Source organism: Microbacterium hibisci (assembly GCF_015278255.1).
Lineage (GTDB): Bacteria > Actinomycetota > Actinomycetes > Actinomycetales > Microbacteriaceae > Microbacterium > Microbacterium hibisci.
In genome coordinates this window covers 298,787-324,741 of the sequence record NZ_JADIJC010000003.1, presented here as the reverse complement: position 1 = coordinate 324,741, position 25,955 = coordinate 298,787, and the positions used below count along the sequence as shown (strand labels likewise).

At 70.6% G+C, this 25,955-nt stretch carries 24 protein-coding genes and 1 riboswitch; of the genes, 10 read left to right on the top strand and 14 right to left on the bottom strand.

What is annotated here, in order from left to right; translation table 11 throughout:
* Nucleotides 1-293 precede the first annotated feature (293 nt).
* Nucleotides 294-1,964: a thiamine pyrophosphate-binding protein gene (locus IM770_RS08335; RefSeq protein WP_203580662.1), complete on the bottom strand. Its 1,671-nt coding sequence runs from the start codon at nucleotides 1,962-1,964 to the stop codon at nucleotides 294-296.
* A gap of 140 nt (nucleotides 1,965-2,104) precedes the next feature.
* Between IM770_RS08335 and IM770_RS08330 the strand changes: the two genes are divergently transcribed.
* Together IM770_RS08330 and IM770_RS08325 are read left to right on the top strand one after the other, a co-directional pair.
* Nucleotides 2,105-2,413 (top strand): hypothetical protein, encoded by a 309-nt coding sequence (locus IM770_RS08330; RefSeq protein ID WP_203580661.1) that lies wholly within the window; start codon nucleotides 2,105-2,107, stop codon nucleotides 2,411-2,413.
* A gap of 2 nt (nucleotides 2,414-2,415) precedes the next feature.
* A complete protein-coding gene (locus IM770_RS08325; protein WP_203580660.1) occupies nucleotides 2,416-3,249 on the top strand; it encodes an alpha/beta fold hydrolase in 834 nt (277 codons plus the stop codon).
* Nucleotides 3,250-3,267: 18 nt separating this feature from the next.
* Here IM770_RS08325 and IM770_RS08320 read toward each other — a convergent pair whose 3' ends face one another.
* The gene (locus IM770_RS08320) at nucleotides 3,268-3,978 is read right to left on the bottom strand and encodes an IclR family transcriptional regulator (RefSeq protein WP_203580659.1); all 711 of its coding nucleotides are present in this window, start codon (nucleotides 3,976-3,978) and stop codon (nucleotides 3,268-3,270) included.
* Between the two features lie 162 nt (nucleotides 3,979-4,140).
* On the opposite strand from IM770_RS08320, the gene IM770_RS08315 reads away from it, so the two are divergent.
* Both IM770_RS08315 and IM770_RS08310 read left to right on the top strand, forming a co-directional pair.
* Nucleotides 4,141-6,066 (top strand): FAD-binding monooxygenase, encoded by a 1,926-nt coding sequence (locus IM770_RS08315; protein WP_203580658.1) that lies wholly within the window; start codon nucleotides 4,141-4,143, stop codon nucleotides 6,064-6,066.
* 154 nt (nucleotides 6,067-6,220) lie between these two features.
* Entirely contained in the window at nucleotides 6,221-7,690 is a 1,470-nt protein-coding gene (locus IM770_RS08310) for an NAD-dependent succinate-semialdehyde dehydrogenase (RefSeq protein ID WP_203580691.1), read from the top strand.
* A 121-nt stretch (nucleotides 7,691-7,811) separates the two neighbouring features.
* Here IM770_RS08310 and IM770_RS08305 read toward each other — a convergent pair whose 3' ends face one another.
* The 3 genes from IM770_RS08305 to IM770_RS08295 form a co-directional block, all read right to left on the bottom strand.
* The gene (locus IM770_RS08305; protein WP_203580657.1) at nucleotides 7,812-8,027 is read right to left on the bottom strand and encodes a hypothetical protein; all 216 of its coding nucleotides are present in this window, start codon (nucleotides 8,025-8,027) and stop codon (nucleotides 7,812-7,814) included.
* 111 nt (nucleotides 8,028-8,138) lie between these two features.
* Nucleotides 8,139-8,468, bottom strand: coding sequence for a DUF6176 family protein (locus tag IM770_RS08300; protein WP_203580656.1), 330 nt, complete (start codon nucleotides 8,466-8,468; stop codon nucleotides 8,139-8,141).
* 90 nt (nucleotides 8,469-8,558) lie between these two features.
* Nucleotides 8,559-8,918, bottom strand: a complete 360-nt coding sequence (locus tag IM770_RS08295) for a nuclear transport factor 2 family protein (RefSeq protein WP_203580655.1) — start codon at nucleotides 8,916-8,918, stop codon at nucleotides 8,559-8,561.
* Nucleotides 8,919-9,119: 201 nt separating this feature from the next.
* Between IM770_RS08295 and IM770_RS08290 the strand changes: the two genes are divergently transcribed.
* Entirely contained in the window at nucleotides 9,120-9,701 is a 582-nt protein-coding gene (locus IM770_RS08290) for a GNAT family N-acetyltransferase (RefSeq protein WP_203580654.1), read from the top strand.
* Between the two features lie 39 nt (nucleotides 9,702-9,740).
* On the top strand, nucleotides 9,741-10,868 hold the full coding sequence (locus tag IM770_RS08285; protein ID WP_203580653.1) for a winged helix DNA-binding domain-containing protein: 1,128 nt from the start codon (nucleotides 9,741-9,743) through the stop codon (nucleotides 10,866-10,868).
* A gap of 105 nt (nucleotides 10,869-10,973) precedes the next feature.
* On the opposite strand, the gene IM770_RS08280 is transcribed toward IM770_RS08285, so the two are convergent.
* Nucleotides 10,974-12,410 carry an XRE family transcriptional regulator gene (locus IM770_RS08280; RefSeq protein WP_203580652.1) on the bottom strand — a complete coding sequence of 479 codons (1,437 nt, stop codon included), beginning with the start codon at nucleotides 12,408-12,410 and terminating at the stop codon, nucleotides 10,974-10,976.
* 140 nt (nucleotides 12,411-12,550) lie between these two features.
* Here IM770_RS08280 and IM770_RS08275 point away from each other — a divergent pair, with 140 nt between their 5' ends.
* On the top strand, nucleotides 12,551-14,428 hold the full coding sequence (locus IM770_RS08275; protein WP_203580651.1) for a phosphoenolpyruvate carboxykinase (GTP): 1,878 nt from the start codon (nucleotides 12,551-12,553) through the stop codon (nucleotides 14,426-14,428).
* A gap of 225 nt (nucleotides 14,429-14,653) precedes the next feature.
* On the opposite strand, the gene IM770_RS08270 is transcribed toward IM770_RS08275, so the two are convergent.
* A complete protein-coding gene (locus IM770_RS08270) occupies nucleotides 14,654-16,696 on the bottom strand; it encodes an ABC transporter ATP-binding protein (protein ID WP_203580650.1) in 2,043 nt (680 codons plus the stop codon).
* Nucleotides 16,697-16,720: 24 nt separating this feature from the next.
* Nucleotides 16,721-16,936 (bottom strand): AsnC family protein, encoded by a 216-nt coding sequence (locus IM770_RS08265; protein WP_307785405.1) that lies wholly within the window; start codon nucleotides 16,934-16,936, stop codon nucleotides 16,721-16,723.
* Nucleotides 16,937-17,110: 174 nt separating this feature from the next.
* On the opposite strand from IM770_RS08265, the gene IM770_RS08260 reads away from it, so the two are divergent.
* Genes IM770_RS08260 through IM770_RS08250 form a run of 3 tightly spaced genes read left to right on the top strand, consistent with a single transcriptional unit; the run spans nucleotide 17,111 to nucleotide 19,769 of the window.
* Nucleotides 17,111-18,052 (top strand): ABC transporter ATP-binding protein, encoded by a 942-nt coding sequence (locus tag IM770_RS08260; RefSeq protein ID WP_203580649.1) that lies wholly within the window; start codon nucleotides 17,111-17,113, stop codon nucleotides 18,050-18,052.
* Nucleotides 18,049-18,945: an ABC transporter permease gene (locus IM770_RS08255; protein WP_203580648.1), complete on the top strand. Its 897-nt coding sequence runs from the start codon at nucleotides 18,049-18,051 to the stop codon at nucleotides 18,943-18,945. Before IM770_RS08260 ends, IM770_RS08255 begins: the two co-directional genes overlap by 4 nt.
* A complete protein-coding gene (locus IM770_RS08250) occupies nucleotides 18,942-19,769 on the top strand; it encodes an ABC transporter permease (protein ID WP_203580647.1) in 828 nt (275 codons plus the stop codon). Before IM770_RS08255 ends, IM770_RS08250 begins: the two co-directional genes overlap by 4 nt.
* A 67-nt stretch (nucleotides 19,770-19,836) precedes the next feature.
* On the opposite strand, the gene IM770_RS08245 is transcribed toward IM770_RS08250, so the two are convergent.
* The 6 genes from IM770_RS08245 to ribD all read right to left on the bottom strand — a co-directional run bounded on the left by IM770_RS08245 (nucleotide 19,837) and on the right by ribD (nucleotide 25,602).
* The gene (locus IM770_RS08245) at nucleotides 19,837-21,315 is read right to left on the bottom strand and encodes an MFS transporter (protein ID WP_203580646.1); all 1,479 of its coding nucleotides are present in this window, start codon (nucleotides 21,313-21,315) and stop codon (nucleotides 19,837-19,839) included.
* Between the two features lie 278 nt (nucleotides 21,316-21,593).
* Complete coding sequence (locus IM770_RS08240; RefSeq protein ID WP_203580645.1) at nucleotides 21,594-21,947, bottom strand: Fe-S protein; 354 nt, start codon at nucleotides 21,945-21,947, stop codon at nucleotides 21,594-21,596.
* A gap of 133 nt (nucleotides 21,948-22,080) precedes the next feature.
* Complete coding sequence (gene ribH / locus IM770_RS08235; RefSeq protein WP_203580644.1) at nucleotides 22,081-22,557, bottom strand: 6,7-dimethyl-8-ribityllumazine synthase; 477 nt, start codon at nucleotides 22,555-22,557, stop codon at nucleotides 22,081-22,083.
* On the bottom strand, nucleotides 22,554-23,846 hold the full coding sequence (gene ribA, locus IM770_RS08230) for a GTP cyclohydrolase II (protein WP_203580643.1): 1,293 nt from the start codon (nucleotides 23,844-23,846) through the stop codon (nucleotides 22,554-22,556). The genes ribH and ribA overlap by 4 nt, the downstream gene beginning before the upstream one ends.
* Nucleotides 23,843-24,508 (bottom strand): riboflavin synthase, encoded by a 666-nt coding sequence (locus IM770_RS08225; protein ID WP_203580689.1) that lies wholly within the window; start codon nucleotides 24,506-24,508, stop codon nucleotides 23,843-23,845. The genes ribA and IM770_RS08225 overlap by 4 nt, the downstream gene beginning before the upstream one ends.
* A complete protein-coding gene (gene ribD / locus IM770_RS08220; RefSeq protein ID WP_203580642.1) occupies nucleotides 24,508-25,602 on the bottom strand; it encodes a bifunctional diaminohydroxyphosphoribosylaminopyrimidine deaminase/5-amino-6-(5-phosphoribosylamino)uracil reductase RibD in 1,095 nt (364 codons plus the stop codon). The genes IM770_RS08225 and ribD overlap by 1 nt, the downstream gene beginning before the upstream one ends.
* A 68-nt stretch (nucleotides 25,603-25,670) precedes the next feature.
* A riboswitch (FMN riboswitch) is annotated at nucleotides 25,671-25,843 on the bottom strand.
* Nucleotides 25,844-25,955: the final 112 nt, after the last annotated feature.

Below are 25,955 nucleotides of genomic sequence, written 5' to 3'. Positions count from 1 at the left end.
TGCCGGTCGTTGAGCGGAGGGCGCTCTGGCGCCCGAAGACGAAACGTCGCGGGTTCGACGACCGGGCTCACGGTGCCGGTCGTTGAGCGGAGGGCGCTCTGGCGCCCGAAGACGAAACGTCGCGAGCTGCGCGGACGACCGGGCTCACGGTGCCGGTCGTTGAGCGGAGGGCGCTCTGGCGCCCGAAGACGAAACGTCGCGGGTTCGACGACCGGGCTCACGGTGCCGGTCGTTGAGCGGAGGGCGCTCTGGCGCCCGAAGACGAAACGTCGCGAGCCGCGGGCGAAAGACTCTCAGGAGTTCACGCGGATGATCTCCTGCTGGTACGGCGCGACCACCGCGCCCGAGATGCGGCAGTCGAGCACGAGGAAGCGGCGGGATGCCTCGGGCTCGGCGGTCCACGTCGCGAGCCGGTCGAGATCCTCCAGGCGACGGACCACGACACCCTCGGCGCCGACGCCCGACGCCAGGGCGGCGAAGTCGACCTCGGGAATGAGCATCGGCTCCTTCGCGAGGCCCTTCAGCCCGTACAGGTTCACCTCGGCGCCGTAGGCGGCGTCGTTCCACACCACCGCGAGCCCGCGGCCGCCCGCGACCCGCACGGCCGACTCGAGGTCGGCGAGAGCCATGAGCCCGCCGCCGTCGCCGGTGGTGAGCACCACGGTGGCCGACGGCTTCGCCAGCGCTGCGCCGGGCACGGAGGGCCAGCCCAGGCCGATCGACTGGAACGCCGTGCCGACCATCGACATGCGGTCGGGTGAGGCGACCGGCCAGTACATGTTCGCCCAGCCGATGAAGTGGCCGCCGTCCGACACGACGACCCGATCCGGGGGCAGGAGCTCGCCGATGCGAGCGGCGACGCTGCGGGGGTCGAGTCGTCCGTCCGCCGCGACCTCGTCGCCGGGCTCATAGGCTCGCAGCGGCAGGAGGTCGACCGACTCCCGCCAGCCGCTCGACCGCACGTGGCGCGCGCGCAGGCCGTCCGCGACAGCACGGGCGACGACGCCCGCGTCGCCACGCACGTAGCCGCCCACGTGCGGATGCGTCGCCGCCGGCGCGACATCGACCTGGAACACGCGCGTGCCGGGGGCGAAGAGGTCGCCGAACCGCATCGTGAACTGATTGAGGGATGCCCCGAACACCACCGCGACGTCGGCTTCGCGGACGAGTTCCATGGCCCCTTCCGCGCCGAAGCCGCCGGTGACCCCGAGGTCGTACTCGGAGCGCGGGAAGATGCCGCGCCCGAGCGCGGTCGAGGCCGTGACCGCACCCACGGCGTCGGCGACCTCGCCGAGCGACTCGCCCGCGCCCGAGATCCACGCCCCGCGCCCCGCCAGGAGGAACGGACGCTCGGCCGAGGCGAGCGCCTCGACGAGCCCTTCGACGGCACCCGCCGCGAACGGACCGGCGGGCGCCAGCGGCTCGGGCAGCCGCGGCTCCGGCGCCTCCGGAAGGGGGCCGGCGTCGCGCGCGGCGACGTCGTACGGGATCGCGAGCACGGTGGGCACCCGGTAGGTGAGGGCGTGCTCGATGGCGATCACGGTCGTGGCCGCGGCATCCGCCCGCCCGACGGTATAGGTGCGCGCGCCGACGGCCGACGCGAGCGCGATCTGGTCGACGTCCCACGGGCGGGGGCCCGAGGTCGGCTCGTCACCGACCACGAGCACCAGCGGCACGTGCGCCTGCACGGCCTCGGCCAGACCGGTCAGCGTGTTCGTGAAGCCGGCGCCGTAGGTCGCGGTCGCGGCGGCGAGCCGTCCGGAGGCGCGGTGGTACGCGTCGGCGGCGACCACACCGCCGGCCTCGTGACGCACAGCGGTGAAGTGCACATCGGTCGAGCGCTCGAGCGCGTCGAGGAAGTACGCGTTGCCGTTGCCCATCACGCCGAAGACGTGGTCGATGTGGCGGGCGAGGGTGAGGGCGACGTGGGCCGAGACGGACGTGGCCGGAGAGACCGCGGGCATGGCGGAACCTTTCGAGACGGAACGGGATCGAATGCCGTATGTGTCTCGCGCGTGCGCGCTGCGTGCCCATTTTTCGAGCACCGGCGGGCGACGATGCCGCCGGACGAGTCGAGTATAGGACTTCGGCCAAGATGGAAGACATGAAGACGATCCAGCTGCGCCGGTACACGCTCGTCGAGGGGGAGTACGACGCGTTCGTCGCGTGGTTCGCCCAGTGGATGCCGAAGGTGCGGCCCGCGGCCGGCTTCACCATCGAGTTCGCCTACGGCCTTCGCGAGACCAACGAGTTCGTGTGGGCGGTGAGCGCCCCCGGCGACGAGGAGGCGTTCGTTGCGCTCGAGAAGGAGTACATGGCCACCGACGCGCGTGCCGAGGCGTTCGCCGGACAGCCGCAGCGTGTCGCCGAGTACAATCTCCGCTACGTGACCGAGTTCCCGACGACGGCCTGAGCGTGCCGGTCTACCGCGCCGCCGACGGCGCCGAGCTGTTCTACGACGAGGTCGGCGAGGGTGCGCCGGTCGTGTTCATCTCGGGCGGCGCCGCCCGCCATCCCTCGTACCTCGGCGACCTCGCAGGGGCCGGCGCCGATCGCCGGCGCCTCACCGTGCACCTGCGCGGTGTCGGCCGCTCGCCGCTGCCGGCCGATGAGACGGCCGCGTCGTGGTGGGCCCAGGGCGACGACCTCGACGCGCTGCGTGTGCACCTCGGTCTCGACCGCCTCGACATCGTGGCCCACTCGGCGGGCACGCGTGTCGCCACGGCGTTCGCCGCGCGGCACCCCGAGCGGGTCGGCCGCCTGGTGCTCGTCACACCCCCGGTGGCGCATCTCGTCGACGAGCCGTCGGACACCGCGGCCATCGCCGCCCGCCGCGCCGGCGACGCCGCCTTCCAGCGCGCGTTCGCCCACCTCTCGACGCCGGCGCCGCTCGACGACGAAGCGGACTTCGCCGCGTGGGATGCCGCAACCGCCGCCGCCGGGTACGCGCACTGGGGCGAGACCGAGCGTGCGCACGCGACGGTGGGCACCCGCGCGGTGCCGGCGGCGCGGGCGTACTTCTCGTCGCCGGCGCCCGAGGCCTTCGCGGCGCTTCTCGCCGAGACCGATGCCCCGGTGCTCGTCATCGCGGGCGCCGAGGACGCGCTCACCGGCTGCGCGCCGGTCGTCGCCGCGGCGAGGCTGTTCCGCCACGGCGAGTCCATCGTGCTCGCGGACTGCGGTCACTACCCCTGGATCGAGCAGCCCGCGGCGTTCCGCGCGGCGGTCGAGGAGTTCCTCGTGCGCTGAGCGCCCGACCGGTCAGGCTCAGCCGCCCAGCGCGTCGCGGATCGCCCGCGCCGACACCGCGAGCCGCGCAGCGATCTCCTCGTCGCTGTGGCTGCTCGCCACGAACACGACCGCGATCGCCGCCGGACCCCGCCCGCGCACCGTGAACGGCACCGCCACCGCGCGCAGGCTCGGGATGACCTCGTCGTGGCTGGTGGCGAAGCCGCGGGTCGCGGCATCCGTCACCTCCTGCGCCAGCTCGGCCGACACATCGGCGGGCCAGGAGGGCCGGGGGAGCAGCGACAGGATGGCCTTGCCCGGGGCGCCGCGCGTGATCGGATGCCGCGTCCCGGGGCGCTGCGCGACCGGATTCACCGCGTGGCGCGGTTCGATGCTCGACAGCGTCACGCATTCGTCGTGGTCGAGCACCGCGAGGAAGCAGGTGACGCCGAGGTCCGCCGCGACCGCGGTGAGCTCGGGCACCGCCTCGGCCTGCAGGTCGTGCGCGACGCCCGCCGCGAGGGCGGCGAGCCGCGCGCCGAGCTCGATGCGTCCGGCGGCGTCGCGCTCGACCAGGCCGTGATCCTCAAGGGTCCGCAGCAGGCGGTACGCGACCGAGCGGTGCACCTCGAGCCGCTCGGCGATCTCGTCGATCGAGAGCGCCCGGCGCGCGTCGGCGAGCACTTCGAGGATCCGGATGCCGCGGCTCAGCGTCTGCGAGGCGGGCGTGGTGGTCGCGGTCGGCGTCATGGAAGCTCATTGTCTCGCCGGCCCACGGTCTTGCCGCTTGCCGACCGGTCGTATACGATCTGTTCAATAGTAGAACGGCGTGTTCGAATATAGAACACGCATCGTTCACGCTCAAGCACCCAGGCCGCAAGCCCTCGACACCGTCGTCCGAGGAGGACACCGATGCAGTTCCACCACCACGGCTACGTCTCGGCCGACCCGCGCGTGCAGGACGCCGCCGGCACCGGTGTCGACCGTCCGGCCGAGCTGCCCGACGAGATGGACGTGCTGATCGTCGGCTCGGGACCCGCGGGCATGCTCCTCGCGGCGCAGATGTCGCAGTTCCCGGACGTGACCACGCGCATCATCGAGCGGCGCGAGGGCCGGCTCGTGCTGGGGCAGGCCGACGGCATCCAGCCGCGCAGCGTAGAGACCTTCCAGGCGTTCGGATTCGCCGAGCGGATCATCGCCGAGGCCTACAACATCGCATGGATGAACTTCTGGGGTCCCGACCCCGAGAACCCCCGCGACATCGTCCGCACCGCGCGCACCGAGGACTACGCGTTCAAGATCAGCGAGTTCCCGCACCTCATCGTCAACCAGGCGCGCGTGCTCGACTACTTCGCCGAGGCGGCGGCGCACGGACCGGGGCGGATCACGCCCGACTACGGCCTCGAATTCGCCGGGCTCACGGTGCTTGAAGAGGGCGAGTACCCCGTCGAGGTGCGCGTGCGGTACACCGCCGGCGAGCGCGCCGGCCAGGAGCGCACCGTGCGCGCCAAGTACGTCGTCGGCAGCGACGGCGCGCGCAGCGGCGTGCGCGAGGCGATCGGCCGCAAGCACGTCGGGCAGTTCGCCGCGCACGCGTGGGGCGTGATGGACGTGCTCGTGAACACCGACTTCCCCGACTGGCGCACCAAGTGCGCCATCAACTCGTCGGCGGGGAACATCCTGCACATCCCCCGCGAGGGCGGCTACCTCAGCCGGATGTACATCGACCTCGGCGAGGTCGCCGCCGACGACGACCATCGCGTGCGCCAGACGCCGATCGAAGAGGTGATCCGCCGGGCGAACGAGATCCTGCACCCGTACTCGATCGACGTGAAGCAGGTGGCCTGGCACAGCGTCTACGAGGTCGGCCACCGCGTCACCGACAAGTTCGACGACGTCGACGTCGACCACGGTCACGACCCTCGCGTCTTCCTCACCGGCGACGCCTGCCACACGCACAGCGCCAAGGCCGGGCAGGGCATGAACGTCTCGATGCAGGACGGGTTCAATCTCGGCTGGAAGCTCGGCCATGTGCTCACGGGCCTCAGCCCCGCGAGTCTGCTGTCGACCTACTCGGCCGAGCGCCAGCCGGTCGCCCAGCAGCTCATCGACTTCGACCGCGAGTGGTCGGCGCTCATGGCGCGCAAGCCCGAGGAGATCTCCGACCCGCAGGAGCTCGCGACCTTCTACCTCGGCACCGCCGAGTTCCCGTCGGGCTTCATGACGCAGTACGGCCCGTCGATGGTGGTGGCAGATGCCGAGTCCCCGGCGTCCCACCAGGCGCTCGCCGAGGGGTTCCCGCTGGGCAAGCGCTTCAAGTCGGTCGAGGTCGTGCGCGTGTGCGACGGCAATGCCGTGCATCTCGGCCACCACGCGAAGGCCGACGGCCGGTGGCGCATCTACGCGTTCGCCGACGCGCCCGCCGCGGGCGAGGCATCCGCTCTCTCGCACTGGGCCGAGTTCATGGGCTCGCCGGCGTCTCCGGTGCAGCGCTTCACGCCGGAAGGCGCCGATGTCGACGCCGTGTTCGACGTGAAGGTCGTGTACCAGCAGCCCCACGAAGAGGTCGACATCACGCGCGTGCCGGACCTGTTCCTCCCGAAGACCGGTCCGCTCGGCCTCACCGACTGGGAGAAGGTCTACGCGGCTGCCCCGAGCGCCTGGACGACCGACGACATCTTCGACGAGCGCAGCCTGTCGCGCGACGGCGTGGTCGTGATCGTGCGCCCCGACCAGTACGTCGCGGCGGTGCTGCCGCTCGAGGCGACCGACGAGCTCACGGACTTCTTCGCGCGGTCGTTCCTGCCGCAGCACGAGCCGGCGGGTGTCGCCCGCTGAGTGTGCAGGGGGGCGAAACCCACCCGTGCTCTGTACATCGCGTATATCGGCCGCGCTGGGCGGCGGCGGGCAGAATTGCCCGTAGACATCGACAGCACGGATGCCGCGGTCCGCAGCATCCGGAACCGACAAGGGAGTCCCCGTGACCACGACGATCACCGAAACCCGTGAGTCCGAACTGCTGGCATCCGTCCCCGACGGTCTGTTCATCGGCGGGCAGTGGCGCGCCGCCGCCGAGGGCAAGACGCTGAAGGTCTACGACCCGTCCAACGGCGAGGTCGTCAAGGAGATCGCGAACGCCTCGCCCGAGGACGGCATCGCCGCGCTCGATGCCGCCGTCGAGGCGTTCCCGGCCTGGGCGGCCACGCCCGCGCGCGAACGCGCCGAGATCCTGCGCCGCGCCTTCGACCTCCTGCAGGAGCGCAAGGAGGACTTCGCGCTCCTCATGACGATCGAGATGGGGAAGCCGCTCGCTGAGGCCCGCGGTGAGGTCGCGTACGGCGGGGAGTTCCTGCGCTGGTTCAGCGAGGAGACCGCCCGCGTGCAGGGCCGCTACGGCGCGAACCCCGAGGGCACTGGCCGCATGATCGTGTCGCAGCACCCCGTCGGCCCGTGCTTCCTCATCACGCCGTGGAACTTCCCGCTCGCAATGGCGACCCGCAAGATCGCGCCCGCGCTCGCGGCCGGCTGCACGGTGGTCATCAAGCCCGCCGAGCTCACGCCGCTGACGACCCTCGCGTTCGCGCAGCTGCTCGAGGACGCCGGCGTGCCGGCGGGTGTGGTCAACGTCTTCACCACCTCGACATCGGGCGCGGTGTCCGAGCCGATCATCCGCGACCCGCGCCTGCGCAAGCTGTCGTTCACGGGGTCGACTCAGGTCGGGCAGAAGCTGCTCGAGCAGGCGGCGCAGGGCGTGCTGCGCACGTCGATGGAGCTCGGCGGCAACGCGCCGTTCGTCGTGTTCGACGACGCCGACCTCGACAAGGCCGTCGACGGCGCGATGCTCGCGAAGTTCCGCAACATCGGTCAGGCCTGCACCGCCGCGAACCGGTTCATCGTGCACCGGTCGGTCGCCGACGAGTTCGCCCGCCGGGTCACCGAGCGCGTGAACGGCTTCACCGTCGGGCGCGGAACCGAGGAGGGCGTCAACATCGGACCCCTCATCGACGACCGTGCGGTCGCGAAGGCCTCGCAGCTGGTCCAGGATGCCGTCGACCGCGGCGCGAAGGTCACCACCGGCGGCAACGAGGTCGAAGGGCCGGGCACGTTCTACGAGCCGACCGTCGTCACCGACGTCAAGCCGGGCTCCGACATCCTCCGCGAGGAGATCTTCGGACCGGTGCTGGCGATCATCCCGTTCGACACCGAGGACGACGCCGTCCGCCTCGCGAACGACACCGAGTACGGGCTCGTGTCGTACGTCTTCACCGAGAGCCTGGCCCGCGGACAGCGCATGATCGAGCGCCTCGAGACCGGCATGATGGGCCTCAACATGGGGGTCGTCTCCAACGCCGCCGCCCCGTTCGGCGGCTGGAAGATGTCGGGCCTCGGCCGCGAGGGCGGCGCAGAGGGCATCCACGAGTACCTGCAGACGAAGTACACGCTCACGCCCAACCCGTTCTGACGCGACGCCATGAGATGAGCGGATGCCGCAGCCCGCGGCATCCGCTCATCCCGTCGTCTCGACGGCCGTGACCCGCGTCGCCCGGCAGTCACCGGACGGTGATGCGGAGCGGGGCCCGGCCTCAGTCGCAGATGCCGCGAGCGGTGTCGTTCTTGCCCTGGCCGCCGAGTGCCTGGACGACGTCACCGACGTTGGTGAACCCGAGGGCGCCTTCGGTGTTGATCGTCTTGTGCACCTGGCCGAAACACGCTGCATCGGCGGGCGCGGCGTTGGCCGTGCCGGCGACGCCGAACACGGCGAGAGCCACGATGGCTCCGGTGGCGAGAATGCGCTTCATTGGACTTTCCCCTCCTCTGTGGCGGATGCGTGTTCACCCGCTACGGAGTACTTCTCGCAGTCCTATGCTCTTGGATGCACTTTCCGGAACCTCTTCCTGGTCTTCGCGCCGCTACCGCTCGCCCGCGCGAAGATCGAGCACTGTCACGGCCTCGACCGGACCGCCGTCCGCGGCGCGCATGACGGCGCGGTGCTCGGCGTCGATCGGCCGCAGGGATCCGTCGGCGACCGCGCGAGCGCGGGACAGATCGTCGGTCTGCATCGCGTAGACGAGGATCGGTCCGTCCGTCGTGTCGACGAGCATCGCCGTCTCGTGGTCGATCCCCTCGGCGTCGAGCGAGGCCAGCGCCTCTGCGCGGCGCGGTCCGTCGACCTCCCCGAGCCAGCTGCTGACACGCTCGCGGTGGTCGGGTCGGATGCGGCGGACGACGAGATGGATCACGACCTCAGGCTAGACAACCGGTCTGCGCCCGGGGGCGAGCGCGACCGGTTCACGGTGGTGCGCAAGCGGGTCTGATCCGGGGAGGGCGATTCACTCGTCGTCGGGCTTGCGCGGCGTCATGAACCACTCGACGAACTTCGTCGCGCGGCCATCGGGCGCGAACCAGACCTCCCAGAGGTTCGAGTAGCTCGCGTGGCCGGGGTATACCACGGTGCCCTTGATGATCCCGACCTCGTCGTTCTCGATGAGCACCGCGAGATCGTGGGTCGGGTCGCTGGCCTCCGGTTCACCCCACATCTCGACGATCGCGTCGATGCCGACCACGGGATCGTCGTCGTCGGGCCGGAACCAGTACTCCGCGTCGTCGGCGAAGATCGCCCGCACGTCGCCTTCGTCCTTCGAGTCCCACGCCTTGATGTAGCCCGCCAGCCAGTCGCTCGCCTTCGTCATACGACGTGTCTACTCCGCCTCGGCGCTACGCGCCACGGACTCGGCCTGGGCGCCCGCAGTGGGGGAGACGAAGCACGGAGAAGGGCGCCGGCGACACGGCGGGACGGGCGGATGCCGCACGGGATGCGGCATCCGCCCTCCTCTCCTCGACAAGGTCGGAACCCGTCGTCAGACTGGGCGCACCGACCGGAGGAGTCCGCCATGACGTCTCACGTGATCAAGCCGCTCACCCCCGAGACCTTCCCTGCCTGGCTCGCGCTCGCGCAGAAGCACAACGGCGTCTGGGGCGGGTGCTACTGCTCGTACTTCCACGGCGACACCGAGCAGACCGTCAAGAGCGAGTACGACGGACCGACCTTCAAGCAGCGGCTCGTGGACGAAGGCGTCGCGCACGCGGCGCTCGTCTTCGACGGCGACGAGGCGATCGCGTGGTGCGAGTACGGGAGTCCGGCCGAGCTGCCGGGCATCTACCACCGCAAGGAGTACGACGCCGGCGAGAGCAATCCGGCGCCCTGGCGCATCACGTGCTTCTTCGTCGACCGCGATCATCGGCGCTCCGGCGTCGCCCGGGAGGCGCTCGACGGCGCGCTCGACCTGATCGCCCAGGCCGGTGGGGGAGAGGTCGTCTCCTTCCCCAACGAGCTGGTCCCCGGCAAGAAGACCTCGTCGTCCTTCCTCCACAACGGCACGAGAGCCATGTTCGAGAAGGCCGGGTTCACGTTCGAGCGGCACATCGGCAAAAGCAAGACCGTGATGCGCAAGACCATCACGCCCGCGAACTGACCCGGCGCGGCGTCGGCGACGTGGGCCATGATGGGGCGCATGGTCCCCTCCACACCGCCCCTGGGAGCCGCCTCCCCCGCCCCAGCGCGTCCGATCGCGGCCGTCCGTCAGGAGCGGCTCCGGTCCCACCGGCTGAGTGCCCCCGCCGGCACGGTCGCCGAGGCGGCCCGCCACATGCTCGCGACGCAGAGCCAGGAGTTCTGGGGCGGACGCTGGGCGCTCGCCGCGCGCACCCGCGGCCGCGCGACGGTGCGCGACGTCGACGCCGCCTACGACCGCGGCGAGATCGTGCGCTCGTGGACGATGCGCGGCACCATCCACACCATCCCCACGGCCGACCTCGAGTGGGTGCTCTCGATCACCGCCGAACGGCAGCGACGGCAGGCGGCTGCCGTCCACCGCGCCGAAGGCATCGACGCCGACGAAGTCGGCCGCGCCGAGCGCCTTGCGCGCGGGGCGCTGGGCGGAGGCAACCGCCTCAGCCGCAAAGAGCTGTTCGAGGTGTGGGAGCAGGGCGGGGTGTCGACCGCCCGCCAGCGCGGCTATCACCTGCTGGTCGCGCTGTCGCTGCGGGCCGTCGTCTGCCAAGGGCCCGTGGTGCCGCGCGAGACGGGGCCGACGCGCGAGCAGTTCCTGGTGCTGGCGGAGGAATGGATCACGGATGCCGCGACCCCGGCCGATCCGCCGGCAGAGTTCTTCGTCCGGTTCATCGCCTCGCACGGGCCCGCCGGTGCGAGGGACTTCGCCTGGTGGACGGGGCTCCCGCTCGGGGTCTCGCGCGCCGCCGCGGAGGCGGCATCCGATCGCCTCACCGTCGTCGCGGACGATCCCGAGCCGCAGTACGTGGTCGCGGCCGGAGCGCCACGGCGCAGCGGTTCCGCGCCGGAGGTCGTCGCCCTGCCGCCGTTCGAGGAGTACTACCTCTCCTACGCCGACCGCACCGTGCCGTGCGCGCCCGAGTTCCTGCGCGCGATCGGCCCGAGCATGAACGGCATCGTGCGGCCCATCATCGTCGTGCGCGGCGAGGTCGTGGGCGTGTGGACCCACTCGGTCGCGGTGGGGCGCCACGCCGATGACCCGATCCCCGAGCTCTTCGCGCCGGGCGCGGCGACGGACGCCGAGATCTCGGCCGCGCTCGACCGGTATCGCGACTTCATCACGGCGTGAGACCGGGCGTTTTCGCCGAGACCGAGGGCGTCGTCCTGTGTCTCGGCCAAAACGCCCGGTCTCGGCGGGGGATGGGGCCGCCCCACGGCTCGACGGGCGGGCGGGTCAGGCGTGGCGGTCGAGGAAGTCGTACACCTCGTTGTCGTCGACGCCGGGGAAGGCGCCGCGGGGCAGCGGCGAGAACATCTGCATGTGCACGCGCGCGCTCGGCCACGCCTTGCCCGACCAGCGCGCCGACACGTCCGGCGCGACCCGGCGGCAGCAGGACTCGTCCGGGCACGTAGACGTGGCTCGCTTCTGGGTCTCGCGGCCGCGGAACCAGCGCGCGTCGTCGAACGGCACCCCGACCGTGATCGAGAACTCGCCCTCGGCCGTGGTGCCGGTCTGCGTCGAGCACCAGTAGGTGCCCGCGGGGGTGTCGGTGTACTGGTAGTGCTCGGTGGTGCGGTTCTGCTCCGAGAACGCGGAGCGGGCCGAGAACTTACGGCACGCGATCTGGCCGTCCACGGCACCCGTGACGTCCATCGGCAGGGGCAGGTCGTCGTTCTCGTACACGCGCGAGATGGCGCCCGACCCGTCGACGCGCAGGAAGTGCAGCTTGATGCCCAGGTGATGCGTCGCCAGGTTGGTCAGCCGCATGCCCGCCGCCTCGTGCGTCACGCCGAACGCGTCGCGGAAGTCCTCGACAGCGAGGTTGCGATCCTTCTTCGCCTGCTGCAGGAAGGCGGCAGACGCCGTCTCGGGCATGAGGCAGCATGCCGCGTAGTAGTTGATCTCGAGCCGCTGCTGCAGGAAGTCCGCGTAGTCGGTCGGCCTCTTGTGCCCGAGCAGCCGGTGCGCCATCGCCTGAAGGGCCATCGAGCGCAGGCCGTGACCGCCGGGAATGGATGCCGGGGGCAGATAGATGCGGCCGTGCTCGAGGTCGGTCACGGACCGCGTCGAGTGGGGCAGGTCATTGACGTAGATGAGCTCGAAGCCCAGCTTCTCGGCCATGATGCTCACGGTGCGGTGCGTGAGGGCGCCCGATACGTGCCCGGCGGACTTGAGCTGCTTCTCGGCGAGCTTCTCGATGTCGGGCAGATAGTTGTCGCGCTCGCGCATCATCAGCCGGAGCTCGGTGTTGGCGCGCCGCGCCTCCTCGGGGGTCGCGATGGCTTCGCGCTCGCGTCGCTGCAGCTCGCGGTGCAGACCCAGGATCGACTCGATCGTGTCGTCGGTCATGCCCTTCGACACCTTGACGGCCGGAACGCCGAGCTGGCGGAAGACGGAGCTCGACTGCGCGCGGTCGAGCTCGATCTCGAGGGCGGCACGGCGATTGGGCGGCTCGGCCGACAGCAGGTCGGCGACCTCGACGCCCGTCGTCGAGGCGATCGACTGCAGCAGCGAGAGCTTCGGCTCGCGCTTGCCGTTCTCGATCAGGCTGAGCTGGCTGCCGGCGACGCCCACGAGCGCTCCGAGCTCGTCGAGCGTGTAGCCGTGCGCGAGGCGCTGATGGCGGATGCGGTGACCCAGGGTCGACAGCTCCAGGGAGGTGGGGGGCATTCCTTGATGCTAGCGAAAGAATCGCAAGTCTTGACACCACATTTCACCGGAAGAGGCATCCGTTACCCCTGAAAGTAGAGGAAGAGCACGAATCTGCATCGTCGAAACCATCTGACGTCGAATCAACGAGGAGCGACACCATGGCCCTTGCCGACATCTTCACCCGAACCGAAGGCTCTTCCGCGCGTCCCACCGTGACCCGGACGTACGGCGAGCTGCCGACCGTTCAGGGCGAGGGCATGGCCGCGCTGCGGGCATGGGTCGATGAGATCGCCGCGCTCACCCAGCCGGCTCGCATCCACTGGGTCGAGGGGTCCCGCGCCGAGAACGACGCACTGCTGCGCGAGATGGTCGACGAGGGCAAGCTCATCAAGCTCAACCCCGAGTGGCGACCCGGCTCGTACCTGGCGCGCTCGCACCCCAGCGACGTCGCGCGCACCGAGGCCCGCACCTTTATCGCGTCCGAGCGCGAGGAGGACGCCGGTCCCACCAACAACTGGGTCGCCCCCGACGAGATCCGCGCGACGATCACGCCGCTGTTCGAGGGTTCGATGAAGGGCCGCACGATGTACGTCGTGCCGTTCTCGATGGGTGCGGTCGGCGGACCCCTGTCGCACATCGGCGTGCAGGTGACCGACAGCGCGTACGCCGTCGCGTCGATCGGCATCATGACCCGTGTCGGCACCGAGGTGCTGCGCGAGATCGCGGCCGGTGCACCGTGGGTGAAGACGGTGCACTCGGTCGGCGCCCCGCTGCAGCCCGGCGAGCAGGATGTCGCGTGGCCGTGCAACGACGAGAAGTACATCGTGCACTTCCCCGACACTCTCGAGGTGTGGTCGTTCGGCTCGGGGTACGGCGGCAACGCGATCCTCGCCAAGAAGTGCTTCGCCCTCCGCATCGCCTCGGTCATCGGTCGCAACGAGGGCTGGCTGGCCGAGCACATGCTCCTCATCCGCGTGATCGACCCGGCCGGCCGGGCGTACCACCTGGCGGCGGCGTTCCCGTCGGCCTGCGGCAAGACGAACCTCGCGATGCTGCGCCCGACGATCCCCGGCTGGCGCGTCGAGACCCTCGGCGACGACATCGCGTGGCTGCGTCCGGGCGAGGACGGCCGCCTCTGGGCCATCAACCCCGAGGCGGGCTTCTTCGGCGTCGCTCCCGGCACCGGCCAGTCCACCAACGTCACCGCTGTCGAGACGCTGTGGGGCAACACGATCTTCACCAACGTCGCGCTGCGCGCCGACGGTGACGTGTGGTGGGAAGGCCTCACCGACGAGCCGCCGGCAGAGCTCACCGACTGGGAGGGCAAGCCGTGGACGCCGGCATCCGGTCGTCCCGCCGCCCACCCGAACTCGCGCTTCACCGTCGCCGCGGCCCAGTGCCCGCAGATCGCCGACGACTGGGACGCCCCGCAGGGCGTGCCGCTGGACGCGATCCTCTTCGGCGGGCGCCGCGCCACCAACGTGCCGCTGGTCGTCGAGGCCACCGACTGGACCCACGGCGTCTTCATGGGATCCAACATCTCGTCCGAGAAGACCGCCGCCCAGGAGGGCACGGTCGGCGAGCTGCGCCGCGACCCGTTCGCGATGCTCCCGTTCTGCGGCTACAACATGGCGGACTACTTCGGCCACTGGCTGAAGGTCGGCCAGAAGCTGCGGTTCGACCGCGCCCCGCGCGTCTTCCAGGTCAACTGGTTCCGCAAGGGCGCCGACGGCCGCTTCCTGTGGCCGGGCTTCGGCGACAACTCGCGGGTCATCGACTGGATCATCCGCCGCATCGAGGGCGAGGTCGGCGCGGTCGACAGCCCGATCGGCCGCCTGCCGAAGTCCGAGGATCTCGACCTCGACGGCATCGAGGTGTCGCAGGCGGATCTCGACGAGCTCTTCGCGGTGGACCCGCAGCTGTGGCTGCGCGAGGCCGATCTCACGGAGGAGTTCTACCGCACCTTCGAAGGACGCGTTCCCGCCCCGCTGTGGGCTGAGCTCGCCGCGCTGCGCTACCGGCTGCAGCGCGCCTGACCCCTCGCGACGGGCGGCAGCGCCCGTCGAAGCGAGGCTCCCCGCAGGGGAAACGGATGCCTCGACCCGCGTCTTCGCAGCGGGTCGAGGCATCCGTCATTCCTGCCACGGACGCGTTCTTCTGCGCCGTGCCATCTCCCAGATCAGGAGATATGGCGGATACAGGACGATCCGCCGACGATCGTCCTGCTCCCGTCAGATTCCCCGATCCCGGAGAAGGCCGGCTCAGACCAGCAGCTGGTGCTTGGCGAGGTCGCGGTAGAGCGGGGTCGACTGCACGAGCTCGGAGTGCGTGCCCTGGCCGACCACCCGGCCGTGCTCCATGACGACGATGTGGTCGCTGTCGACGACGGTCGACAGGCGGTGCGCGATCACGATGAGGGTGCGCCCGGCCGCTACGGCGTCGATCGCCTCGCGCATGCGCTGCTCGTTGAGCCCGTCGAGCGACGAGGTCGACTCGTCGAGCAGCAGGATCGGGGGAGCCGCCAGGAGTGCGCGCGCGATCGCGAGGCGCTGGCGCTCGCCGCCCGACAGCATGACGCCCGACTCGCCCACGGGTGCGTCGACGCCGAGCGGGTTGCGGTCGAGCACCTCGCCGAGGTTCACCGTACGCAGCACCGCTTCGCACTCGGCGTCGGAGGCGTCGGGCGAGGCCAGCCGCAGGTTGTCGCCGATCGTGCCCGCCAGGGTCGGGGCGTCCTGCTCGACGTAGCCGAGCTGCGCGCGCAGCGCGTCGCGGTCGAGCGCGCGCACGTCGGTGCCGTCGAGCAGGATTGCGCCGTCGGTCGGGTCGTAGAAGCGCTCGATGAGCGCAAGGGTCGTGCTCTTGCCGGCACCCGACGGGCCCACGAGGGCGACGCGCGCCCCGCGCGGAACCGAGAACGACACGCCGCGCAGCACCTCGGCGTCGACGGGAGCGGATGCCGCGGCATCCGCTCCCGCGTCGCCCTCGGCGGTCAGCGACCCGTCGCCGAGCACGATCGTCGAGGCCGCGACGTGGGCGCTCTCGAGCACCGCGAGCGCCTCGGACTCGGCCTTGCGGCGCGCGGCGACGACGTTCTCGGGGTACCGGAACCGCACGTCGCGGAACTCGATGGCAGGCGCTTCGAGGGTTTCGCGTCGCGCACTTTGCACCTCTTCGGCCTCGGAATCTGCGAAGTGCGCGATTCGAGACTCGGGGTCAGCGAGGCGGGCGGCGACGGCGGCGTCGTCCTGCTCCTCGGTGGGGAGGTCGAGCACCTCCTGGATGCGGCCGAGCGCGCCGAGCGCCTGGCTCACCGAGGTGATGGCGCCGAAGAACGAGCCGAGCGGCGCGATCAGCATGAAGAGGAACATGATGAAGGTCACGAGGCTGGCGATCGACAGCGCGCCGGTCGCGACGCGGAAGCCGCCGAGTCCGATCACGACGAGCAGCGACACCTGCAGCGCGACGTTCGCGATCGGCACCACGAGCGCCGACACCTTCGCGATGCGCACGCCCACGTCGTAGGCGTCCCTCGCCTGGGCGGTGACCGCGTCGACCTCGCGGGCGGTCGCCCCCGACGCGCGGACGGTGCGGATCGAGCCCACCGCGCGCTCGACCCCGGAGGCGAGCGCGCCGACCTTCTCCTGCTGCTCGGTCGACGCCGCGCGGATGCGGCCGCTCAGCAGCACGACGCCGACCACCGAGATGCCGATCACGAGCACGATGATCGCGAGCAGGACCGGGTCGATGATCGCCATCGCGACGAGAGCGCCGACGAAGAGGAGGGCGTTGCCGATCGAGTCGGCCAGGCCCTGGGTGAGCGCGGCGTAGAGCAGCGTCGTGTCGCTGCCGACCCGCGACACGAGGTCGCCGGTGCGCCGCGCGTCGAACTCGCTGACCGGCAGGTGAAGGATGCGTGCGATCAGCCGCCGGCGGCTCGAGTACACCACGGCGGTGCCGGTGCGCTGGAGCAGGTAGTGCTGCCAGCCCGAGATGAGCGACGCGAGGATGACGAAGCCGACGAGCGCCCAGATCAGCAGACCGAGGTCGAGGTTCTGCTGAACCCGCGTGATGACCTGACCGACGAGCAGCGGCTGGATGAGCGACGCCCCGGCGCTCAGGATGCTGAGGACGACGACCACGGCCAGCGTGCGCTTGTGCTCGAACAGATACGGCAGCAGCTGCGCGAAGGTGGCGCGCGGGCCCTCCTCGTCCTTGCCGCGGCGACCGCGGCCGCGCCGGGCGCGGGTCGGAGAGGTCGCCTCAGGGGCGGCGGGGGCTTCGTCGAGTTCGGCGGAGGGCATGGGTGAACCTCGTTCGTGAAGGGGTTACTTTCGACCGTACTTCTTGTGGACGGCCTGTCGGGACACGCCCAGGGCGCTCGCGATCGCCTGCCACGAGAAGCCGAGGTTGCGCGCCCGGCGCACCTGCACCTCTTCGGCGCGGCTGAGCTCGCGACGAACCTCCGCCAGCCGGTGCAGTTCGGCGAGCGGCTCGCGTTCGCCGGCCGCTCCGATCAGGGTGCGTACCTCGTCACCGCTCACGTTCGCCGCCTCTCCTGATCGCGGACGGATGCCGCAGCTCGCGGCATCCGTCGTCAACCGTAGTTGACGCTCGAAATGGTGTCAACCTGCGTTGACGCCCCCTTCGGGATGTTCGCTTCGCCGGTGCGCGGAGAGGGGAGGTGGGGTGTCGGAGCGGGGCGTTAGGGTTATCCGGTGCCCGCCCCCGTGATCACCGCTGACAACCTCGTCAAGGCCTACAAGGTCAAAGGCAAGCCCGACTTCCTCGCTGTCGACGGCCTCTCGTTCGAGGTGGCGCCGGGCGAGTCGTTCGGCCTGCTCGGCCCCAACGGCGCGGGCAAGTCCACCACGATGAAGATGATCGGCGCGGTCTCGACCCGCACCTCTGGCGACCTCTCGATCCTGGGGCTGGACCCCGACCGGTACGGCCCCGAGATCCGGTCACGGCTGGGCGTCGTGCCGCAGCAGGACAACCTCGACGGCGAGCTCAACGCGCGCGAGAACCTGTACATCTACGGGCGGTACTTCGGCCTGCCGGGCAAGGTGTGTCACCAGAAGGCCGACGAGCTGCTCGCGTTCGCCCAGCTCGAAGACAAGGCCAAGAGCAAGGTGGAGCAGCTGTCGGGAGGCATGAAGCGCCGGCTCACCATCGCGCGCGGACTGATCAACGACCCGCGCATCCTGCTGCTCGACGAGCCGACGACCGGTCTCGACCCGCAGGCGCGCCACGTGCTGTGGGACCGGCTGTTCCGCCTCAAGGAGCGCGGCACGACGCTCGTGCTCACGACGCACTACATGGACGAGGCCGAGCAGCTGTGCGACCGGCTCATCGTGGTCGACAAGGGCCGGATCATGGCCGAGGGCACGCCCGCCTCGCTGATCCGCGAGCACTCGAGCCGCGAGGTGCTCGAGGTGAGGTTCGGCTCCGACCGCAACGAGCAGGTCGCGCCGCAGCTCGAGGGCATCGGCGACCGCGTCGAGGTGCTGCCCGACCGCGTGCTCGTGTACGCGTCCGACGGCGAGGCGGCGCTCGAGCAGGTGACCCAGCGCGGGCTCCACCCCCTCACGAGCCTCGTGCGGCGCTCGAGCCTCGAAGACGTGTTCCTGCGCCTGACAGGAAGGTCGCTGATCGAATGACCTCCTCACCCGAAGCCGCGGCGGCCGGCGGCGAGCCGCCGGCGGCGACCCGCACGCAGCCGTCGCTCGACGAGCTGCGCGCCGAGGCGATGCGGTGGGGCCGCAAGCCCCGCGTCGCCGGCACCTGGTACGTCACCGAGCACATGGTGCGCGCGATGCGCGCCTACGGCTGGACGATCATCGTGGGCGCGCTGGGGCAGCCGATCCTGTATCTGCTCGGACTCGCGGTGGGCCTCGCGGCGCTCATCGACGCCCCGATCACGCAGAACGGCGTCGAGGTCTCGTACCTCGTGTTCGTCGCGCCTGCGCTGCTCATGACAGCGGCGATCTCGGTCGCGTCCGAGGAGTTCTCGTATCCGGTGATCGCCGGGTTCAAGTGGCGCCGGTACTTCTTCGGCTTCAGTGCGACAGGCCTCTCTCCCGGGCAGATCGCGGGCGGCGTCATCGCCGGTGCCTCCGCGCGCATCGTCGTGGTCGTCGTCGCCTACTACCTGTTCCTCTGGCTCTTCCAGGCGGTGCCGAACCCCGAGACCGGCTGGATCACGATCCCGGTGGGCCTGCTCGCGGGCCTCGCGTTCGGCATCCCGTACATGGCCTACGCCGCGTCGATCACCGACGACAAGGGCCAGGTCGCCCTGGTGCAGCGCTTCGCCTTCATGCCGATGTTCCTCTTCTCGGGCACCTTCTACCCGCTGACGACGCTGCCGCTGTGGCTGCAGTGGATCGGGTGGGTCTCGCCCCTGTGGCACGCCACCGAGCTCGGCCGCATCGCCACCTACGGCATGCCGGCCGACCCGTTCGCCGTCGTCATCCACGTCGGGTACCTGCTCGTACTGACGGCCGGGGGCTATCTGATCGGACGACGGATCTTCCAGAGGAGGCTCGGCGAATGACCACCTCGACCGCGACCGAGACCGCGCCCTCCCGCGCGGGCGGCGTGCGCGCGCTGTGGGCGGGCAACCCGCAGTCCGTCGTGCAGCGGGGCCTCATCGCCGCGCGCTCGTCGAGCTGGGCCGTCGTGCTCTCCGGCTTCTTCGAGCCGGTGTTCTACCTGGCCTCGATGGGCATCGGCCTCGGCGCCCTCATCGGCGACGTCCAGACGTCCAGCGGCGTGGAAGTGCCGTACGCGGCGTTCATCGCACCCGCGCTGCTGGCGGTGTCGGCCATGAACGGCGCGATCTACGACTCCACGTGGAACGTCTTCTTCAAGCTCAACTACGGCAAGCTCTACGAGGGCATGCTCGCGACCTCGCTCGGTCCGCTCGACGTCGCGCTGGGAGAGATCCTCTACGCCCTGCTGCGCGGCCTGCTGTACGCGACGGGGTTCATGATCATCATGCAGATCCTGGGGCTGAACCTCGCGTGGACCGCGATCCTCGCCCTCCCCGCGGTGATGCTGATCGCCTTCGGCTTCGCGAGCCTCGGCATGGCCGTCACCAGCTACATGAAGACGTTCCAGCAGATGGACTGGATCAACTTCGTCCTGCTGCCGATGTTCCTCTTCTCCGCGACGCTGTACCCGATCACGATCTATCCCGAGTGGATCCAGTCGATCATCATGGCGTTCCCGCTGTGGCACGGGGTCGAGCTGGTCCGCGGTCTCACCACCGGCATCCTCACCCCGGCGATGTGGTGGCACGTCCTCTACTACGTGGTGATGATCGCGATCGGGCTCCTGTTCACGACGAAGCGCCTTCGCGCCCTCTTCCTCGACTGAAAGACGGAGAAACACGGATGCCTCGACCCGGCCGGGTCGAGGCATCCGTGTCTCTGCGGAGCAGTGGTCAGAGCGAGCCGGTCGCTCCCACGCCGAGGTCGGCGTTGTAGTCGACGTCCTTCGTCTCGGGGGAGAGGATCAGCGCGATGAACGTCAGCACGGCCATCGCCGAGAGGTACAGGCCCACGAGGACGGGGCTGCCGCCCGCCGCCGACCACAGCCACACCGCGACGATCGGCGCGAGGGCCGCACCGAGGATCGACGACACGTTGTACGAGATCGCCGAGCCCGAGTAGCGCACGTTCGTGGGGAACAGCTCCGGGAGCACAGCACCCATCGGACCGAAGGTCGAGCCCATCAGCATGAATCCGAAGATGAGGAACGCCTGCGTCAGCGCGCCGGTGAACTTCGGGTCGAGCTGCGGCGAGAGGAACAGGTTGAAAGTGAGTCCGAACACGATGATGAGGCCGGTCACCCACAGCAGCAGGCGGCGACGGCCGATCGTGTCGGCGATGGGGCCCGACAGCAGCGTGAAGATGCCAAAGAACACCACGCCGATGATCTGCATCAGCACGAAGTCGGTGTAGCCGAACCCGAGACCGGGGTAGAACTGGGCTGCGAACGCCGCAGGGTCGAAGGCCGTGCCCGCGGCCTCGGCTGCCTTCTGTGCGGCGGCGGATGCGGTCTCGAGGTCGGCCGCCTTCGTGCCGTACGACAGCGTGAAGTTGGTCATCAGATAGAACAGCACGTACGTCGCCAGCATGATGAACGTGCCGAGGATGAGGTGCCACCAGTGGTGGCGGATCACGGTGCCGAGCGGGAACTTGCGGATGACGCCCTTCTCCTCGGCCTTGACGAAGGTCTCGGACTCGACGAGGCGCAGGCGCACCCACAGGCCGATGATCACCATGACGGCCGAGAAGAGGAACGGCACGCGCCAGCCCCACGCGAGGAACTCGTCGGAGCGCTGCGCCGCGCCGTCGGGGTGCGGGAGCAGGTAGTTGATCGCCAGGAACACCGAGTTGGCGATGATGAAGCCGAGCGGTGCGCCCAGCTGCGGGAAGGTGCCGTACCAGGCGCGCTTGCCCTTGGGGGCGTTCTCGGTGGCCACGAGGGCGGCACCCGACCACTCGCCGCCGAGCGCGAAGCCCTGGAACAGGCGGAGGATCAGCAGCAGCACGGCCGCCCAGACCCCGATCTCGTTGAACGTGGGGAGGCAGCCGATGAGGAAGGTCGCGACACCCATCGTCAGCAGCGACGCGACGAGCGTGGCCTTGCGGCCGAAGCGGTCGCCGAAGTGGCCGAACACGATCGCGCCGAGAGGGCGGGCGATCATCGCGGCGCCGAACACGCTGAACGACAGGAGCAGCGAGGTCGTGTCGTTGCCGGTGGGGAAGAAGAGGATCGGGAAGACGAGCACCGCGGCGGTCGCGTAGACGTAGAAGTCGTAGAACTCGATCGTCGTGCCGACGAGGCTCGCGAGGATGACGCGGGAACGGGGATTGGCGGGTGCCGCGGGAGTCGCGGCAGTGGTGGGGGAGGACATATTCACCTGGGGCATGCGCGGGGCGGGGCATCCGGGTGGGATGCGGCGGTGGGCATCCGCAAGGCGCAGGGGTGACGCGTCAGGCGGCACTGCACTGGATCACCGTGGTGGCAGGCGTTGTCGCCGGCACGAAGAACAAGCCTACCCCCGCGATTCCACCCTGGTCGCGCAAGGGAATCGGCGGCCGCGCATGCGAGCGCCCCGCCGACTTCCGCCGGCGGGGCGCAGAGCAGGAAGACGGATGCCGCGACCCGGGGCCGCGGCATCCGTTCAGGCGATCAGCGCCAGAGGACGGCGATCGCGGCGTTCGTGAAGGTCAGGATGCCCACGGCCCAGAACATGGCGGCGGGCAGCGAGTCGGTCTTGCGCTGGCGCGCGCGACCGATGCCGAGGAGGGCGCCGATCACCAGCAGGATCACCAGCTTGATGCCGATCTTGACGTAGTTCAGGTCGTACTCGATGCCCCAGGGTGCGGCGAGGATCAGGCCGGCGACCGCGGCGATGGCGAGGCCCCAGTCCATGAGGCGGGTGAACCGCCGCTTTCCGTTGACCGCCTCGACGACCCAGGCGCCGAAGAGGATGGCGAAGCCGACGAGGTGGACGAGCACGACGACGTGACGCAGGATTTCCATGCCATCAGTCTAGCTGAAGGTCATCGTCTCCGACCCGGGGACCTTGTCCGCCGCACCGGTTTCGTCGTGCGGAAATCCACCCCTTCGCGGTTCTGAGGGTGCGGGACTCGCGAAAGGGTGGATCTCGGCCGGCTCAGGCACGCAGGTCGCGGAGCACCAGGGCGGTGCGCAGCGCCGCGTCGGCGGCCTCGAAGCCCTTGTCTTCCTGCGACCCCTCCAAGCCCGCGCGGGCGATGCCCTGGGCCTCGTCGTCGAGCGTCAGCACGCCGAACCCGACGGGCTTGCCGGTGTCGAGGGCGACGCGCGTCAGCCCGTCGGTCGCGGCGTTCGACACGAAGTCGAAGTGGGGTGTGCCGCCGCGGATGATGACGCCCAGCGCCACGACCGCATCGGCGCCCGCCTCGAGGGCCGCCTTCGCGACGACCGGCAGCTCGAACGATCCCGGGACGCGCACCAGGCGCCAGGCTGCACCGGCCCCGTCGAGCGCTCGCTGGGCGCCCGCGATGAGGCCGTCCGAGATGGCGTCGTGCCAGGTGCCGGCGACGATCACGACCTCCAGTCCGCTGCCGTCGATCGCCTCGGTGGCCTGGGGTGCCCCCTTGCCGCTCATCGTTCTGCTCCTTCGCGCAACTCTGCTCCTTCGTGCATTTGGGCCAGTGCATCGGCCAGATCGGCTTCCGCGATGATGTGGCCCATGCGGTCGCGCTTCGTCTCCAGGTACTGGTGGTTGTTGGGGCCGACCCCGACCAGCAGCGGCACCTGCTCGACGATGTCGAGGCCGAGCTGACGGAGCTGGTTGACCTTGTCGGTGTTGTTGGTGAGAAGGCGCACCTTCTCGACGCCCAGGTCGGCGAGGATGCCGGCCGCCGCCGCGTAGTCGCGGGCGTCGGCCGGGAGGCCGAGGGCGAGGTTCGCGTCGACGGTGTCGAGGCCCCGCTCCTGCAGCGAGTACGCGCGCAGCTTGTTGATCAGGCCGATGCCGCGCCCCTCGTGACCCCGCATGTAGATGACGACGCCGCCATCCTGCTCGATCGCGTCCAGCGCGGCCTCGAGCTGCGGGCCGCACTCGCACTTGAGCGATCCGAAGGCCTCGCCGGTCAGGCACTCGGAGTGCACGCGCACGAGCGGTGACTCGGAGAGCTCGCCCGACACGACGGCGATGTGGTCGGTGCCGGTGACGCGGTCCTTGTAGGCGAGGAAGCGGAACTGGCCGTGCGAGGTCGGCACATTGGCCTCCGCGCGCAGGCTCACGCGCCGCTTGTGGGCGTTGCGGATCGCCGGATCGCACGGCTCGTGCTCGTCGAGGTAGGCGGTGAGCTGCTCGATCGTGATCACGGGGATCTGGTACTCGGCGCCGAGCTCTTCGAGCCCGGGCAGGCGCATCATGCTGCCGTCCTCGGCGACGACCTCGCCGATCACCCCCACCGGAGCGAGCTCGGCGAGCTTCATCAGCTCGACAGCCGCCTCGGTGTGACCGGCGCGCTCCCGCACGCCGCCGTCGACGGCACGCAGCGGGAGGATGTGGCCGGGGCGGATCACGCTGGCGGGAGTCGAGTCGGGGTCTGCGAGCACGTTGAGCGTGTGGGCGCGATCGGTCGCGCTGATGCCGGTCGAGACGCGGTCGGCGGCGTCGACGCTCACGGTGTAGGCGGTGCCGCGTGCGTCCTCGTTGTTCTCGACCATCGGCGGCAGGTCGAGGCGGTCGGCCCAGTCCGCGGGCATCGGCGCGCACAGGAAGCCGCTGGTCCAGCGGACCGTCCAGGCCACCCATTCGGGAGTCGCGAGCTGAGCAGACAGGATGACGTCGCCCTCGTTCTCGCGGTTCTCATCGTCGGCGACGATCACGGGCCGGCCGGCGCGCAGCGCCTCGAGGGCCTCGGGGATGGTGGAAAGGCTCACTTCGAGCCTCCTTCCGTCGGTGCGGACGGGTCCGCGGGAGTTGCTGAGGCGGCCGGAGCCGCGAAGGACCACAGTCGCTGCACGTGGCGGGCGAGGATGTCGGTCTCGAGGTTGACGCGGTCGCCGGGCACGCGGGCGCCCAGCGTCGTGGCGGCGAGCGTCTCGGGGATGAGCGAGACCTCGAGCCACCCCTCGCCAGGTCCGGCGGGACTGGCGGCGCTCACGGTGAGCGAGACGCCGTCCACCGCGATCGAGCCCTTGTCGACCACGAGCGGAGCGAGCGCCTCGGGAACCGAGATGCGCAGCACCTGCCACTGCTCGCCGGGGCGCACCTCGAGCACCTCGCCGGTGCCGTCGATGTGGCCCTGCACGATGTGTCCGCCGAGCCGGCCGTGCGCGGCGGTCGCGCGCTCGAGGTTGACGACACGGCCGGGGGCCACGCCCTGCAGCGTCGACATGTCGAGGGTCTGCTTCATGACGTCGGCGGTGAACCAGTCCGCGCCCTGATCGACGACGGTCAGGCACACGCCGCTGACCGAGATCGAGTCGCCGTGCGCGGCATCCGACACGACCTTCGGGCCCTGGACGGTCAGGCGCACGCCGTCGCCCGACGGCTCCACGGCCGTGACCTCGCCGACCTCTTCGACGATTCCGGTGAACATCACGCGTCTCCTTCCGACGACGGGGTTCCCACGCGTTCCCTGCCCGCGCGTACGGCGGGGGTGGGCGGCGGAGAGGTGGGGCGGGCGACGTAGAGAAGATCGTCGCCGAGGGGGATGACGGATGCCACGGCCAGCCGTCGCGCTTCCTCGATGGTCGTGACGCCGATGTCGCCGACTGCGAGCCGATCGCCGCCGATCAGCACGGGCGCGACATACACGAGCAGCTCGTCGGCGAGGTCCTCCCGCAGGAACGCCGCGGCCACCGCGGGCCCGCCCTCGACGAACACGCGCTGCACGCCCCGCCGGCGCAGGTCTTCGAGCACCGCGGGCAGCCCGCCCGACGCGACGTCGCCGTCGTACTGGAGGAAGTCATGGGGGTGCCGGCGAAGGGCCGCCGACGCGGGCACCGCACGGGTTCCCAGCACCACCGGGATGGGCTGGTGCGGGAGCAGCGAGCCGTCCTGGGCGCGGGCGGTCAGCGCGGGGTCGTCGGCGAGCACGGTGCCGGTGCCCGCGACGATCGCGTCGGCTCGGGCGCGGCGACGGTGGACGTCGGCGCGCGCCGCCGGACCGGTGATCCACTGGCTGGTGCCGTCGTCGGCGGCGGATCTGCCGTCCAGGCTCTGCGCCCACTTGACGGTGACGTGCGGACGCCCGAGGCGCTGCACGGTCAGCCACGAGTCGAGGAGTCCGGTCGCCTCGTCCTCCTCCACGCCGGCCTCGACGTCGACGCCCGCGGCGCGCAGCCGCTCGGCGCCTCCGGAGGAGTGGTCGCCGGGGTCGGCCGTCGCGTAGACGACGCGGGTCACGCCTGCGGCGATGAGGGCTTCGGAGCAGGGACCGGTGCGGCCGGTGTGGTTGCAGGGCTCGAGCGTCACGACCGCGGTCGCGCCGCGCGCAGCGTCCGGCGAGAGCTTCGACAGCGCGTCCACCTCGGCATGCGGGGTGCCCGCGCCGCGGTGCCACCCCTCTGCGATCACGTCGCCGGCGGGTGAGAGCAGCACGGCGCCGACCTGCGGATTCACGCCGCGCGGACCCTGGAGCGCGATCGTGAGCGCCCGACGCATCGCGTCCTGTTCCGCCCTGCTCGCCATCCGGCCCCTCGTCTCGTCGTTCTCGACGCTCCGGGCAGGGGAAGCGGGCGTCGCGCATGGCGTCGCCTGTGTGCTGCCTCCCATCCGGACTAGCGATCCGGTTCCCGCAGGAACCTCGTCGCATCACCGTCGGTTCCGGAATTCCACCGGATCGGCCGTGGCGTCATCCGATTCGGATGCTGAAGCCTTGGCTCGCGGACTGTCACCGCCGGTTCGGATTCTCACCGACCCCGGAGCACGTTGATGCTCACGAGTGTAGTCAACGCGGCATCCGTCCATTCATTCCATGTCTTCGCATGAAGTAGCGTCCGCGCAATCCGAGGGTCGCGCGGCTGCATGTCCGCGCGCCCACG

Coding starts and splice junctions, on each gene's coding strand:
- IM770_RS08335 (WP_203580662.1), bottom strand. CDS start 1,964: ATGCCCGCGGTCTCTCCGGCCACGTCCGTCTCGGCCCACGTCGCCCTC.
- IM770_RS08330 (WP_203580661.1), top strand. CDS start 2,105: ATGAAGACGATCCAGCTGCGCCGGTACACGCTCGTCGAGGGGGAGTAC.
- IM770_RS08320 (WP_203580659.1), bottom strand. CDS start 3,978: ATGACGCCGACCGCGACCACCACGCCCGCCTCGCAGACGCTGAGCCGC.
- IM770_RS08315 (WP_203580658.1), top strand. CDS start 4,141: ATGCAGTTCCACCACCACGGCTACGTCTCGGCCGACCCGCGCGTGCAG.
- IM770_RS08305 (WP_203580657.1), bottom strand. CDS start 8,027: ATGAAGCGCATTCTCGCCACCGGAGCCATCGTGGCTCTCGCCGTGTTC.
- IM770_RS08295 (WP_203580655.1), bottom strand. CDS start 8,918: ATGACGAAGGCGAGCGACTGGCTGGCGGGCTACATCAAGGCGTGGGAC.
- IM770_RS08290 (WP_203580654.1), top strand. CDS start 9,120: ATGACGTCTCACGTGATCAAGCCGCTCACCCCCGAGACCTTCCCTGCC.
- IM770_RS08285 (WP_203580653.1), top strand. CDS start 9,741: ATGGTCCCCTCCACACCGCCCCTGGGAGCCGCCTCCCCCGCCCCAGCG.
- IM770_RS08280 (WP_203580652.1), bottom strand. CDS start 12,410: ATGCCCCCCACCTCCCTGGAGCTGTCGACCCTGGGTCACCGCATCCGC.
- IM770_RS08275 (WP_203580651.1), top strand. CDS start 12,551: ATGGCCCTTGCCGACATCTTCACCCGAACCGAAGGCTCTTCCGCGCGT.
- IM770_RS08270 (WP_203580650.1), bottom strand. CDS start 16,696: ATGCCCTCCGCCGAACTCGACGAAGCCCCCGCCGCCCCTGAGGCGACC.
- IM770_RS08255 (WP_203580648.1), top strand. CDS start 18,049: ATGACCTCCTCACCCGAAGCCGCGGCGGCCGGCGGCGAGCCGCCGGCG.
- IM770_RS08250 (WP_203580647.1), top strand. CDS start 18,942: ATGACCACCTCGACCGCGACCGAGACCGCGCCCTCCCGCGCGGGCGGC.
- IM770_RS08245 (WP_203580646.1), bottom strand. CDS start 21,315: ATGTCCTCCCCCACCACTGCCGCGACTCCCGCGGCACCCGCCAATCCC.
- IM770_RS08240 (WP_203580645.1), bottom strand. CDS start 21,947: ATGGAAATCCTGCGTCACGTCGTCGTGCTCGTCCACCTCGTCGGCTTC.
- ribH (WP_203580644.1), bottom strand. CDS start 22,557: ATGAGCGGCAAGGGGGCACCCCAGGCCACCGAGGCGATCGACGGCAGC.
- IM770_RS08225 (WP_203580689.1), bottom strand. CDS start 24,508: ATGTTCACCGGAATCGTCGAAGAGGTCGGCGAGGTCACGGCCGTGGAG.
- ribD (WP_203580642.1), bottom strand. CDS start 25,602: ATGGCGAGCAGGGCGGAACAGGACGCGATGCGTCGGGCGCTCACGATC.